We start from the raw sequence: 14,673 nt of genomic DNA on the forward strand, positions 1-14,673 counted from the left end.
CTTTAATGGTTAATTTTTTTCTAAGGAAGTAGATGTTTTCGAAAGATCTTCAAGTAGTTTTAATGTCTCTCGGTGCAATATAGGAGCTGTCTCAGGCCCCAGGGAATTGACTTCCCCGTAGGGAGCTTTTTCTCGCCCATAAGTGAAAGGTGCTTTTTCATCCCATTGGCTTTTGGGGACGATATACCCGATCATATCATTGGCCATTCCACTAAAAAATTTAAACTTCCCAGGCATTTGACCTTTGATGGCAGGCACCTCTACTGGTGCAATACCAAAATCAGCCCCTTCAGGAGCTTCTACTCCTCCGTTAAGGATTTCAGGATAGAGTTCACCTGGGATATGTACAAATGTAGCAGGGCCTAGTTTCCAGGCATTCACTTCAGACCTAACATTGCCCCAGGAGATAAAGCCCCGATCAAAAACCCCAATAAAAGACGCAAGTCTAAAAAGTTTATTGGCCATGGGTAGAACCACAGTTTTGGCTCGTAAGGCCAGGCTACTGTTATAGACCGTGTCCATTCCTTTTTCCATGGTTTCAAAGCTTATTTTAGCCAGTGCCATTCCCTGAGCGTCAATTTTTGCTATGGTTGCTTCTTTAAGCGTGTCTTGAGAATAGGGATGGAGCAAAGCATCACTTGGCCTGGTGGTCATAAGGCCTCCTAAAGCGGCATTAAGAAATATGGAAACACCGCCTAGTCCTTCATGGTAAATGGAATCATTGTACACAATCCCTTTTTCCATGTATTCTCGCCAATAATGAGGGAAATCTGAACTTATCAGCGTATTTTGAGACCATAGCGTTTCGGGATGATTGCCCCAGTTCATAATTGTTCCCAAGGTTTTATTGGAACCTTTTTCTACTACTTGCATCAATCTTATAGCAGCATCGTACACCTCCGGAGCCCTGGTGTCGCCTACAAGAGGAGCAGCATCACTTTCATTGATAGCAAATTTTAAGTAAGCAGGTTTTTGGTTGTTGTAGGCTGCCAAAACAGATGAAACGATCCCGTCAAAAACAAGGTTTTTATATCCTTCATCTACACCTCTTGTAAATGGATCAGGTCCCCACATGCCCATCATATCTGGTGAGGAATGCACATGCGTACTTGCGATGATAAGATGATCAAGGTCTGTTTGTTCGAGAATTCGTTTTCTTACTGTAAGGACTTCATCATTCCCAAAGCCTATCATATCGATAACGCATAACCCTAATTTTATTTTACCGTCATTTAGAACCATGGATCTTGCCCATAAAGGATCATTAATTCCGGATGCGGGCTTATTTTGGTGAAAACCTGCCACCCAAATAGGGTCAAATTTGCCATTTTGATTAAGATCGTTATAATAATCGCCATCTGATTCATTGAACCTGGCATCGCCATTTACATCCTCCCAGGTATCGAATCCCACAGGGCTAATGTCTGCAATAGCAAAACCTGCGGAGAGATCGCCTTCTCCTTCTCCTTCATTCATCAATGAAAGATCCAGGTCATAACCTTTGTGCCTGTCTCGAAATTGGTAAATTCCGAAAATCACAGCAAACAAAATAATGGCACCTATAAATAGAAGAGAATACTTTAGCCAGCGATTCATAAAATAGTTTTTATTTATTACTAAAAATGGTAAGATAAGACCACTACCTCAATTGCTTATATCGATTATGGTAGTTGTAATTAGACGCACAAAATATCATTTAGATGATACAATTGAAAGGGTTAGGAATAGTATAATTATAAGGGAAATTGAAATATGCAGCATTAAATTTTCCTGTTCTTCCTTATAGGGAAATTGAATGGGACGCGAATCTAAATTTATTTCAGCTTTGGCTTTTCCCTACACCTTCCATTAGTCCTCTTATGTAACCAATGGCAAATAGAGTCCCTATAGTGCTATAACCTGGTTTATCATTGCTGTCTCCAGCCATGGTAGGGACATGGTCGGGGCGCATAGGGCCTTTAAAACCTATTTCATGGTAGGCTTGCATTGCCGCAAACATGTCTGTTTTACCTTCATCATGGAAAGTCTCCTCAAAGTTGTTTTTGTCACCTCTAACATCCCTGAAATGGACAAAATGAATGGCTTTTCTTTTCCCAAAATACCGTATGGCTTCAGGAATGTCCACTTGTTGATCACCGCTACCCATCGATGCAAAACTGCCCTGGCAGAATGTTATGCCATTGTTTTCACTTGGGTAAAGGGCTAACATTCTCTTAAATGTCTGAACGGAAGTAATTATACGAGGTATTCCCCGGATACTATCAATAGGAGGATCATCCGGATGCAAAGCCAATTTGATGCCATATTTTTCGGCTTCTGGAACTACTGCTTGAAGGAAATAGTTTAAGTTTTCCCACATTAATTCAGGAGATAAATCCCCATATTCCGTAATGGGTTCTTTTTGGAGAATGGCCGATGAATTAAATCCACTTACCAATGCACCACCACGACCTGGCTTATCTAAAAAAGTACGTGCCCAGCTTATCACTGGCATCCAATTGTAGCAGATGGTATCAATTCCCTCCAGCGACAAATTTTTCATTAAAATGATAAAGTTTTCAATTTCCTCATCCCGACCTGGCAAACCAAGCTTGGTTTTTGTGCCAAGATAGGGAGGCCCTTCGATCACCCTTAGGGTTAAACCTTCTTTTTCCCAGGCATTTTTGATTGCTTTGATTACTTTCCTTGAATTGTCTTTTTCACCTGGGAGGCCAGCCAAATTAGCATGTACTGGGCTCACTGCACCCATCACATCCATTTGCCGTGATAGGGCAGTCTTGTGTTTTTCTATGCCCCAAAAGTAAGCCAGGCACAACTTCATCCCCAAATCCCTTTCGTAGGTGTTTTTAATCATTGATCCTGCCTTGGAAATAGAGGGAAGGATAACCGGGCCCGCTAAAGTGAGCCCGGTAAGTTTAGCAGAATTTTGAAGAAAATTTCGTCTTTTAATTTTCACTATTAATGCCGTAATGTTTGTCAGCAAAATCCATGAATAAATTCCAATCGTAAGGAGTCAAATTGTGTTTTCCTTCGCGAATATGGTGTCCTGCATAAGGCAGGTGTATAGGATTGCCTGGTGCATTTATTTCTTCAGGGAAGTTTCCTTCCATATTGTAGATCTCCCTGTGTACACGTGTACCCAATTGTAGTGACATGTACTCTCCTTTGGGATCAGCCCATAGGTCTTCTGATGCGCTCGCCACATAGACTGCTCTAGGGGCAATCGAAGCAATTAGCATGTGTTGGTCTATAGGGAGGAGTGCTTCATTGTCGTTGTATTTGCTGAAATTGTCTGTAAACCAATAGGGGAAAACGGTGTTAATTACTTTCACAGTCTCTCCAAATTTTCTTCTGGACATCGCAGCACCTCCGCATCCTGACTCATTAGAAATGGTGATCGCCCATCTTGGGTCAGAAGCGCCAGTCCATAGGGATGCTTTTCCACCTCTTGAGTGTCCAATTACAGCTGCTTTTTCAGCATCTATCTCTGGTGCCGTTTCAAAATAATCCATGGCACGCATGGCGCCCCATGCCCAAGCTCCTAAGCCGCGCAGCCCATTTTCTTTTGCCAATTCTTCTGGGTACAATTTGCTTAAAATATCCTCACTAAATGTCACTTTATCATCATCAGAAACATCTTTAACATGAAAAGTTGCAGCCGCATACCCACGTTTAATTATTTCCTCTGCTGGCCAGAAGCCCATTTTACTTTTTCTTGTAGGATCAATGTTCTCAGGATCCCTATGGTTGATTAATAGAAAGACCGGGGCAGGGCTACTGCTTTTGTTGGGTGTGAAAAGGATTAACCTCATGGTTACCTTTTGGGTCTTATTGGTCACTTCAATGTCTACCTCTTTGAGTGTGGCCGTTCCATTCATGGCCATTTTGTCCTCATTGACTGTGGTGTAATTTATTGCGTCTAAGGTTTTGGGCATGTTCCCATAGACATTGTCCTCAAAAAGGTTTACAATTTCAGGTCTTCTGAGGTGTATCCAATCCTGTATGGTATTTATTTCTTGTCCTTTGAGGTTTACAAAGATGTCAGGAATAGAATATTCAGGGACTTTTGACTCGTCTTCATTGGCCTTATTTTGACCAAAAGTTAAACCTGGAAGAAGTGAAAGGAAGAATATGTAAAAAAAGGATTTGTAGGTCATTTTATTTTTTGATTAGGATAATTATTATTGCAATATATAAAAAAAACCTGCCAAAAGGCAGGTTTAAGTATAGCTAGGACCGTATTTTAGCCAATTTATCTTACGAAATTGACAATGAATTTCATTGTTTTGTTTTGATGATTATTGCGCCGTTTTTGGCTTTTTCTCCATACAAATGCAATTTGTCTGAACTTACTATGGAAATGGATTCAATCTCATCAGGTTTAGGATAATCCAATTTGTCAGAATTTACGTGTATTATCCCATCTATAATGTACAAGGGAGAGTTCTCGAGTTGTTTCGCATGTTGAGTCGCTTCTTCGTTAAAAGTTATTTTAGTAATGCCAACTATTCTTAGTGCTGACTGCACATTTTGCACGTCACCCATCTTCACACCTTTTCCGGCGGAAAACTTGACCATTGTCGATTGGGGATTGATGGAATGGTAAATGATATAGGAATTGATAATATCCGACAGACCTGAATTTATTGGCATTTTGACACCATTAAAGGAAACCAAACCTGCTTTAAGAACATGGACTGGAATTTCTTCTACTGGTGATTTAAAAGGGTCTTTTGTCAATCGATTTTCAGATACACTATAGCCATTGATGCGAATAGCGTCACCATATTCTTCATTTAAACTTGGGATTATATTGTTTATGCTTGAACCATTTATTACAAAAGAAATTGGCAATAACAACTCGTACTCGTTGTTTTGAAGTATTGGTATTAGGTTTGGAGCATCCGCTAAAACATTTATTATTGCCTCTTCAAAACGCGGATCAAGTCTTTGTACAAAGGATATGCCTGTCAATTCTCCAGAAGAATTCGTTTTTAATTTTGCTATTGCAGTCCCTGACGTGCCATCTTTTATGGTTCCCTCTGGAAATGATAGCATTTTTGCCATGTGCATTTTAAATGGGGTACCAAGGGCAATTGCTCCAGATTTGAGGTCATCCCTTAGCTCTATGGCCAAGTTTTCAGGTAATTTATTGGGGGTGTTTTTTTGATCAATACTAACTGAAGATGCCTGATTGTTTGTAGGAGTATTTAAAGTAGGCTCATTGGTTTTTTGTAATTTAATTTTTGCATTTACTATTACAGCTACATTTTCATTGCCTTCTTTACCTGGGAGCCATGCAGGACTGCTAGGATTGGTAAGGGCGGTTAGTAAGATTTGATCCACTTCCTCGCCTAAGCTTTTCTTGATGGATGCACTTACTACTTTAGCCTCCTGGTTTATTACAAACTCCAATTCAACACTACCTCCATTTATATAGGTTTCGTCAATAAGCTCCTCAGGTATTTGGCTAGTCAAATAATTTTCCCAAGCTTTCCAACCAATTTTTGGCTCTGGTTTATGGTCTATAGTGTAATAGGGGTAAGCGTTTTCATATTTTTTATTGAGTGTCGAATTCGGCCTTAATGATTCAACCAAATTAAGCACTTTTTTGTATTCTTGCTGATTTTTGATACCAGTAAATTCATAGGACAGTTCACCTACCTGAACATTGAGTGATTCATGATGAAGTTTTCCAATACTTTCATAGTGCGTAGGGTTTTTAATGTTTTTTAATTTGATACCAACAGCTATTGAATCTTGGAAAGCTTCTATTTGATTTTTAAGAAAAGAAATTGGAAGGGTTGAATAGTTATTTAAAGAGATGATACTACTGTTACTTTTCATGGAAATCAGACCAAAAACCATGACCGTTAAGGGAATTAACATGGCTAACTTAAACCAATTTGTTTTTCGATTTGCTTTCATCATCTGAATTCTTTTTAACGTTGTGGAGCGAATAAAATAATTCCCCAAAGAAAGATCTAAACCTTGAAAAGCCATCTTCGCCACAAGTTTCGGATAAGAATCTTTAAGTTCATGATCCTTTATTACCCTTTCATCAGCTTGAAATTCATGTAAATCAATTAATTCATTCTGCATTAAGTGAATGATAGGGTTAAACCAAAATACATTACACATCACTTGGTAAATAATCACATCATAGCTGTGTCTTTGTTTGACGTGCTCTATTTCGTGACTCAGAATTTGCTTTTTTTCTTTTTGGCTTAAAACAAGAGAGTCATCCCAGAATATTTTATCAAAGTAGGAGAATACTGGTGTAAGCCCAAAATTTGGCACATTAAAATAGTTGTCTTTCAGGATGTAGGTTGTCTGGTACCAGCCTTTTCGTAAAATTTCCTTGAGTTGGAGGTACTGCCAATAGAATTTGGCAAATAGAAACAGCACTATTATAATGTAGCCAAGATATAAATAGTCGGTAAATACCCATAAAGTTGGTAATTTACTTCCTGTTACGGTTACTTCTGGTAGCCCATAGGTTCCAATTATCTCTTTTTGGGAATCCGATTCAAAGGCTTTTAGAAAAGCTGTGTTTTCTAACGAAATGCTCGGTTTTTCAAAAGAAACAGGAATTTCGATAAGAGAAAATGCAATGGCTAAAATAGGAGTGATCAATAAATAAACCCTATTAAACACGAAAGTTTTTTCATCCTTTAGAAATACCCAATAAAAGGCATAAAAGAACAAAAGGCATATGATACTCTGCCAAATAAAATTGATAATTGAAGCCATATTCAGTTTTTAAATAGTATTGCAGATAAGTTAATTTTTCTGTCAGATTTAAAATCTAAAAAGAATTTGTACTAAATATTTTCAAAGTGATCTACTTTGAAAATTTGATGATGTCCGTTTTTATCTTTTTTAAATGGACAATTTTGTAATAATTGATCAAGGCCAACGTTTTTTGAACGTATTCTTTTGGGTGAAAATCTGAACAATTTGAACAAGTCGAAAACAAGCCTATTTAAACTTATCGATTTAGTTTTAAAATTCCTAAATAATTTAAAAAAATTAATAAAGGACAAAGATTGAAACGAAGCCTCGCTTTCAGTTAAACACAAATTGAATCAATTTGATGAATTACAATATCTTTTCCGTTTACGTTTCCGGATATTCCCCAATGCTTTTAATTGGATTGAAGTCTTGAAATATTCATTATCGACTATTTGATAAGTTAATTAAAACAATTTATAATAATAATACGTTTTAATTAAATAAATTAAATAAAATACAATATCAGGTATAGCATTTGTAATTCAATTAAAAATTATAATGTAACTTTGGAAAGTTTATCATCTAAATAATTATTATTATATGTCTATTCAAGAATTTTTAAACAAGTATTCAGATCTTTCTAAAACCAACGCTGTGGTTTATATGGAAGATGCAGATGGAAATATTTTCCATTCTATTGATGAAGCGCACAAGAAAGGTAAACATCCTTTCACAACAAAAAATTTAAAGGATTCAGCAATTGCTGACCTTAATGATTTAGGTTTAACTTCTAAAAGTGAGGCTTCCAAATTAATGGGCCTTATACAATTTATTTACGGAGTGGATGCTAAAGCTGATAAAACAGCTACGAGAGGAAGAAGAACTTATTCTGCGGAAGAAAAGGCAAATATTCTTGCCAACTGGAAGAAGGCTGAAGCCGATGGAAAAACCAAAGCTGATTTCAGTAAAGATACTGGAGTTACTTACCAAACTTTATTCAAGTGGATCAAAGAATCATAAGTCTTTTGACAGGGGGTGTATACCATCAGGTGAAGCCAATTTTTGTTTGGCCTGACGCAATTTTTAAACCTTTCTGCTGAGTGTATTCTTTAATGTAAAAGCCCCCTTATGATTTTCATAAGGGGGCTTTTTTGTGCACTCGGAAGGATTCGAACCCTCAACCCTCGGAGCCGAAATCCGATATTCTATCCAGTTGAACTACGAGTGCATGCAGGCCTATGGGGCCGCAATATTAATGAAATTAATTAAACATTTAGCACGTTCTGTACTTTTTCTGCTGCTTCTTTTAAAGTAATTGCAGAAGTCACCTTAAGACCTGATTCGTCTATGATTTTTGCGCCTTCTTCAGCGTTAGTACCTTGTAGTCTTACTATAATTGGAACACGGATATCGCCAATGGATTTGTAAGCTTCAACTACACCGGATGCAATTCTGTCACACCTAACAATACCACCAAAGACATTAATAAGGATAGCTTTAACTTTAGGATCTTTAAGGATGATTCTAAAACCAGCTTCAACAGTTTGTGCATTGGCCCCGCCCCCAACGTCCAGGAAGTTTGCCGGTTCGCCACCAGAAAGTTTTATCATGTCCATGGTCGCCATTGCAAGCCCGGCACCATTTACCATACAACCAACATTTCCATCAAGCTTCACGTAATTAAGTCCTGATTTGGCTGCTTCCACCTCAAATGGATCCTCCTCATCGATATCTCTCATTTCGGCCAAACCTTTATTTCTATAAAGGGCATTGTCATCCAGGTTTACTTTAGCATCTACGGCCAGGATATGATCGTCGGATGTTTTTAATACTGGGTTAATTTCAAATTGTGATGCATCACTGGCATCATATGCAGCATAAAGAGCCATGATAAACTTTACCATTTCCTTGAATGCATTTCCTTCCAAACCTAATTTAAAGGCTACTTTTCGTGCCTGGTAAGGTTGAATACCCACCATAGGGTCTATCCACTCCTTAATAATCTTCTCTGGGGTGTTTTCAGCGATTTCCTCTATGTTTACACCACCTTCTGTAGAGGCCATGATAATATTACTACCAGTAGCTCTGTCCAATAATATTGACAAATAATATTCCTTTGGCTCAGATTTTCCAGGATAGTAAACATCTTGTGCAACCAAGATTTTTTTAACCAATTTCCCTTCTGCACCTGTTTGAATAGTAACAAGAGTTCCTCCCAGGATTTCCTTGGCTTTCTCTGAAACTTGTTCTAATGATTTAGCCAAAACCACGCCTCTTGATCCTGTTTCTTTAATTTCTCCTTTACCTCTACCTCCAGCATGGATTTGTGCTTTTAGAACATACCAAGAAGTACCTGTGTCCGCAGTAAGCTTCTTTGCCGCCTCAAGTGCCGCTTCAGGGCTTTCTGCTACAATCCCTTCTTGTATTTTGACTCCGTAAGATTTTAAAACTTCTTTAGCTTGATATTCGTGTATATTCATTCCAATCAAATTTTTGCTCGAAGTTAATGTCAAATGTCCGATTATTCAAGATTTAGCAAGGGCTTTTTATTGATTCTTTAAATGTTTTTATTCTGTTTATACCAATAATTAGGTTTCAAGCCTTAAAAATCAAGTGCATAGCTACTGTTGCCCCCTCAAAAATTAAAAACTTCAATAGTAATTATATTTTTGATTAATTTTAAAATACAACTATGTTTGTCACCAAGACAAATTTAATCTACTGTTAATCCTATGCTTTACGCTAAATCACTTCAAAAATATTATGGCGACCTTCATGTACTAAAAGGAGTAGATGTAACTATCGAGAAGGGAGAAATAGTGTCCATAGTTGGGGCATCTGGAGCAGGTAAAAGCACTTTGCTGCATATCTTGGGTACTTTAGACAGGCCGGATGAAGGATCCTTGCATGTAGATGCCCTTGATGTATTAAAACTCAATGGTGATAAATTAGCGAGCTTTAGAAATGATAGAATCAGTTTCATTTTCCAATTTCACAATTTGCTTCCCGAATTTACTGCTGAAGAAAATATTTGGATTCCAGGCCTAATTGGTAAAAAACCTGAGAATGTCCTTAGAAAAAGAACCAATGAGTTAGCCAATTTGCTTGGAATCACTTCTCGGTTAGGTCATAAACCTGCCCAGCTATCAGGAGGAGAGCAACAGCGGGTGGCGGTAGCTAGAGCCCTTGTCAATAGCCCTGACATTATATTCGCTGATGAACCCAGTGGTAACCTTGATACAGAGAATGCCCAAGCGCTTCATGAATTGTTTTTTAAATTAAGGGATGAACTAGGTCAATCCTTCGTAATCGTAACCCACAATCAATCCCTTGCAGGGATGTCGGATAGAATGCTTACCATGAAAGATGGCAAAATTTTAACCTGACTTAAAACCTTTATAAAATATCTTTGATAAAAGTTGGTCACGTAATCAAAAATTAATTTTTATCTTTGATACTTCAAAACTTCACTTTATGGTATTAGAATTTGAAAAGCCAATTGCTGACCTTGAACTTAAACTTCAGGAAATGATTCAATTGGCCAATGAAAAAAACATAGATCTGTCGACAGATATTAAGTCTCTGGATGAAAAGCTTCAGGTATTAAAAAGGGAAACCTTTCAAAACCTCACTCGATGGCAGCGAGTGCAACTTTCCCGGCATGCCGATAGGCCTTATGCATTGGATTATATTTATGAAATGACCAGCAACTTTATTGAGTTGCATGGTGATAGAACAGTGAAGGATGACAAGGCGATGATAGGTGGGCTTGGTGATATAGACGGACGATCAGTCATGTTTATAGGCCAACAGAAAGGGAGAAATACCAAGCTACGGCAAGAAAGAAATTTCGGAATGGCCAATCCTGAAGGTTATAGGAAGGCTTTGCGGCTGATGAAGATGGCCGAGAAATTCAACAAACCAATTGTCACTTTAATAGATACTCCAGGTGCCTATCCTGGAATTGAGGCAGAGGAAAGAGGGCAGGGTGAAGCTATCGCCAAAAACCTTCGGGAGATGTTCAAGCTGAAAGTTCCGGTAATCTGCATCATTATTGGTGAAGGAGCTTCTGGTGGAGCTTTAGGGATAGCCATTGGAGATAAGGTGATGATGCTAGAAAACTCCTGGTATTCAGTTATTTCCCCTGAAAACTGTTCTACAATCCTGTGGAGAAGCTGGGACCATAAGGAACAAGCCGCTGAAGCCCTTAAATTGACAGGCCCAGACATGAAGAGCAATGGTCTGATCGACTCTATTATAGAAGAGCCTCTAGGCGGTGCCCATAGAAATATGCAGGACATGGCCTTGAGAATTAAAGAAAAAATTAATGAATCGCTGGTTGAGCTTGACAAAATGAAAGTGGATAAACGCATAGAAAAACGAATAGAGAAATTTTGTTCGATGGGTTTTGTTCAGGAGTAAGGTGTCATTTATTGCAGTAATTGTGGGTTAATATATATATCCTGTTAATTATTATTTTGGAAAAAACCAATAAAATTGGAGTCGCATTATCTGGAGGTGGAGTAAGAGGTATTGCGCACCTTGGGATATTGCAAGGGCTAAATGAGGAAGGGATATACCCTGATTGTCTTTCTGGAAGTAGCGCTGGAGCGATCGTTGCAGCCTTGTATGCCCATGGCTACCAACCAAAAGAAATCCTTGAGATAATTGTTCAAACCAAATACTTCAAATTCTTCAAACCTTCAATCAGTTTTAAGGCCTTGTTAAGAATGGACCTTTTGGCAGATTTATTTGCCAAGTATTTGCCAGAGGATGATTTTTCAGCCTTAAAAGTTCCTATCTATGTTGCGGCTACAAATTTCCAAAAAAGCCGCACAGAGTTTTTCTCCAAGGGCCCATTGATAAAACGATTGATGGCCTCTTCCTGCATTCCAGGCATGTTTGAGCCGATATTAATGGATGGGGATTTGTACATTGACGGGGGAGTGCTTAATAACCTTCCCATAGAACCATTGGAAGAAATCTGTGATGCGATTGTTGGGATTAATTGCAACAATCTTCCGGATTTAAAGGCCGACACCCACATTAAAGGGTTGATCGAGCGTTCTGTGATTATGACATTAAACTATAATGTCTACAGTAGGAAAAATAAATGTGATTACTTTATTGACCCTCCGGGTTTGGCCCAATTTGGTGTATTGGAGGTTAAAAAAGCCAACGAAATATATGATACCGGATACCGGTATTGTAAAGAATTTTTACTTGAAAACCCATCAATGTCTAGGTTAAAAAGTCAAGATATTAATAGTCTATTTAAATCATGAAATTAATCGCCCGTTTAATACTTTGGATTTCTGGTTGGAAAGTTTCAGGAAATTGGCCGCAAGGTTTAAAAAAGGCTGTCCTTATTGCGATTCCACATACCAGTAATTGGGATTTGGTTTATGCCCGTTCTGCCTTCTATATTATGGAAGTCCCTGTAAAATTCACCATTAAGAAGGAAATAATGATAGGGCCACTTGGTTGGTTGATTAAAGCTTTAGGAGGAATACCGATTGATAGAAAAAAGGTTATTGGAAAAAGAAAACAAACCTATACTGAAGCCATGATACAGATGCTGAATGATAGGGAGGAGTTGGTTATGATGGTGACCCCAGAGGGGACTAGAAGCTATGCACCTCGTTGGAAATCTGGTTTTTACCATATTGCCTTAGGAGCAAATGTGCCCATAGTGGTCGGGTTTTTAGACTATAAAAGGAAGCTGGCAGGCATAGGTCCTGTCATCCATCCAAATGGAAATCTTCAGGAACAAGTGGAAGAATTGAAAGCTTTTGGTAGAACCATTACTGGAAAATATCCAGATCAAGGTATCCGTTAATATCCTTTATGCTCAAGGTCTGATTTCTGCTTATTGTAAAACCTTTTCTAAACTATTATCTAAAAATTTACTCCTTAAATAAGTAATAGATGGAATGTCTTTCGAATATATAATTGTTTAAGAAAGATCAATTAAAGTTGTTACATAATTCTATTTAATGTATCTATAATCCATTTTTCTTTACTAGAAACTAATCCTTAAGATTTCTTTCTAAGGGAAAAAAAATTATATATCCATACTTTTCAGGTATATTTTTTTTCTTTTTACTACGATCTGGAAAGGCCTTGATGCTAAGGTGAAACAAAAATAAAAGGCTGTATAGCGGATTTAATGTAGCCTGATCTCTTTATTTCTTATTTTCAATAAAATAGCAAATAAATGGCGTTTTTGAAAAATAGACTTGTCCTATTGGTCAGTTTACCTAATTTTTTAAAACGCTTTAATTTAGATACAAGATCTGGGGAAATGTTACCTAGTAAATCAAACCTAGCTTGAAATTTTTTCAGCAATGTTGCAGAAAAAAAGCAACAATACCTGTAAGACCCAGTATTGTGTATTACACTTTTCTATAGGGAAAAATCCATGGCATTGATTTTTTTGCTGCATTTTGAAAGAATTAGATAAATGCTGACCTCAGTTAAAATTACCTAGGTAGGCTGACTCCGATGCAAGTCTTCATATTTCAGGGACTGAAGCCTTTGGGAATTGATTTTAAATGAATTCGGTAGGCAATCATTCGACAGGTGCCAAAATTTGGGTAATACCATTGTAGACATATACGTAAAAAAATCACTACTGGCATCATGGGAAACCAGGAAGTATGTTGCTAAATTTTTTTTCTAGTAAACATCAAAAATCTTATTCAGAACAAAAATAGGGAATGGTTTTTGGTACATTAGATTCAAATTCAGGAAAAAAACAATGATCAAAAATAAATTAAAAAGGCTTAAAAAATATTCAATTTTTGAAATCCTTATTGATGCTGTTAAAGATTTTGGGAAGAATGATTCCATAACTTTTGCTGCTTCAACGGCCTTTTACACCATTTTCTCTTTACCAGCCTTATTGATTATTATTCTCAATATTGCTTCAGTAATATTGAATGAAGACACTGTAAAAGAGGAACTACTGGCTCAGGTGACTAAAATGATGGGTAGTGATAGTGCTTCAACTTTAGAAGGTGTTATGGCAAATGTCGCTATAAGTGGACAGACTTTGTATTCACGGATTGTAGGTATTTCTGTTTTAATCTTTTCAGCTACCACTGTATTTGTTAGTTTACAAAATAGTATCAATCATATATGGCACATAAGGTCAAAACCTGAAAAGGGGTTTTTGAAATTCATAATGAACAGGATTCTAAGTTTTTCAATGGTTGCTTCCATTGGGTTTCTTTTATTGGTATCTCTCCTTGCTGATGCTTTTATAGTTATCTTGTTGAATTATTTTTCTGATATTTTTGATACTGGTACTTTGAAGTTGGCATCAGTTATTAATTTTCTGGTGACTCAATCCATTTTTGTGCTGGTTTTTGGCCTTATGTATAAGATTCTTCCTGATGCCAAGGTGAATTGGAAAGATGTCTGGTTAGGCGCTTTCGTGACAATGCTCCTTTTTGGTTTGGGGAAATTACTCATCGGCCTTTATTTAGGAAACGCTGATGTTGGAAGTTATTATGGCACCGCTGGCTCTTTGGTGGTCGTTTTAATATGGGTGTATTATTCCGTAGTAATCTTCCTTTTTGGTGCTCAATTAACCTATTATATTGCTGAAAATGTTGGAGGACATGTTACCCCAATAAATGAAGCGGTTAAAGTTCGGCTTATTGAAATAAATGATGATGAGGAGGAAGAAGAGGGAGATCATTAAGAAGCTTGGATATTAGATTTAAACAAGCGGACATAGGACATCCGCCTTTAAAGCTTGTAATGTAAATAGGATAGCGCGGTGTAAATTGCTTTTCAGAATCCAAAATGACTCAAATCCCCTCTTTCTCGCAATTAAATCATTTCACCATTAACCAATTGGTTCTACTTCCATTGCACCATGACCTTTGCCCATCCATTGCGCAAATCAATCCCTATACCTACTATTTTAGG

General features: G+C 37.5%; 11 protein-coding genes and 1 tRNA gene. 6 read left to right on the plus strand and 6 right to left on the minus strand.

The window, feature by feature from the left end; translation table 11 throughout:
- Window positions 1-9: 9 nt before the first annotated feature.
- From AC0L7T_RS12780 to AC0L7T_RS12795, 4 genes are all read right to left on the minus strand, one after another.
- Complete coding sequence (locus AC0L7T_RS12780) at window positions 10-1,596, minus strand: neutral/alkaline non-lysosomal ceramidase N-terminal domain-containing protein (protein ID WP_473343043.1); 1,587 nt, start codon at window positions 1,594-1,596, stop codon at window positions 10-12.
- Between the two features lie 223 nt (window positions 1,597-1,819).
- Entirely contained in the window at window positions 1,820-2,956 is a 1,137-nt protein-coding gene (locus tag AC0L7T_RS12785; RefSeq protein ID WP_473343045.1) for a mannonate dehydratase, read from the minus strand.
- The gene (locus AC0L7T_RS12790) at window positions 2,946-4,157 is read right to left on the minus strand and encodes a glucuronyl esterase domain-containing protein (protein ID WP_473343048.1); all 1,212 of its coding nucleotides are present in this window, start codon (window positions 4,155-4,157) and stop codon (window positions 2,946-2,948) included. Before AC0L7T_RS12790 ends, AC0L7T_RS12785 begins: the two co-directional genes overlap by 11 nt.
- Window positions 4,158-4,278: 121 nt before the next feature.
- Window positions 4,279-6,753, minus strand: coding sequence for a M56 family metallopeptidase (locus tag AC0L7T_RS12795; RefSeq protein WP_473343049.1), 2,475 nt, complete (start codon window positions 6,751-6,753; stop codon window positions 4,279-4,281).
- A 582-nt stretch (window positions 6,754-7,335) separates the two neighbouring features.
- Between AC0L7T_RS12795 and AC0L7T_RS12800 the strand changes: the two genes are divergently transcribed.
- Entirely contained in the window at window positions 7,336-7,755 is a 420-nt protein-coding gene (locus AC0L7T_RS12800; RefSeq protein ID WP_473343051.1) for a transposase, read from the plus strand.
- 134 nt (window positions 7,756-7,889) lie between these two features.
- Here the strand turns inward: AC0L7T_RS12800 and AC0L7T_RS12805 are convergent.
- Window positions 7,890-7,963, minus strand: a tRNA-Arg gene (locus AC0L7T_RS12805).
- Between the two features lie 37 nt (window positions 7,964-8,000).
- Window positions 8,001-9,215, minus strand: a complete 1,215-nt coding sequence (sucC, locus tag AC0L7T_RS12810; protein WP_473343052.1) for an ADP-forming succinate--CoA ligase subunit beta — start codon at window positions 9,213-9,215, stop codon at window positions 8,001-8,003.
- A gap of 252 nt (window positions 9,216-9,467) precedes the next feature.
- Between sucC and AC0L7T_RS12815 the strand changes: the two genes are divergently transcribed.
- From AC0L7T_RS12815 to AC0L7T_RS12835, 5 genes are all read left to right on the plus strand, one after another.
- The gene (locus tag AC0L7T_RS12815) at window positions 9,468-10,121 is read left to right on the plus strand and encodes an ABC transporter ATP-binding protein (RefSeq protein WP_473343053.1); all 654 of its coding nucleotides are present in this window, start codon (window positions 9,468-9,470) and stop codon (window positions 10,119-10,121) included.
- Between the two features lie 88 nt (window positions 10,122-10,209).
- Complete coding sequence (locus AC0L7T_RS12820) at window positions 10,210-11,157, plus strand: acetyl-CoA carboxylase carboxyltransferase subunit alpha (protein ID WP_473343054.1); 948 nt, start codon at window positions 10,210-10,212, stop codon at window positions 11,155-11,157.
- 56 nt (window positions 11,158-11,213) lie between these two features.
- A complete protein-coding gene (locus tag AC0L7T_RS12825) occupies window positions 11,214-12,020 on the plus strand; it encodes a patatin-like phospholipase family protein (RefSeq protein WP_473343055.1) in 807 nt (268 codons plus the stop codon).
- The gene (locus AC0L7T_RS12830; RefSeq protein ID WP_473343056.1) at window positions 12,017-12,574 is read left to right on the plus strand and encodes a 1-acyl-sn-glycerol-3-phosphate acyltransferase; all 558 of its coding nucleotides are present in this window, start codon (window positions 12,017-12,019) and stop codon (window positions 12,572-12,574) included. The genes AC0L7T_RS12825 and AC0L7T_RS12830 overlap by 4 nt, the downstream gene beginning before the upstream one ends.
- Window positions 12,575-13,495: 921 nt before the next feature.
- Entirely contained in the window at window positions 13,496-14,443 is a 948-nt protein-coding gene (locus AC0L7T_RS12835) for a YihY/virulence factor BrkB family protein (protein WP_473343057.1), read from the plus strand.
- Window positions 14,444-14,673: the final 230 nt, after the last annotated feature.

The organism is Cyclobacterium sp. 10D3-21 (assembly GCF_055809755.1).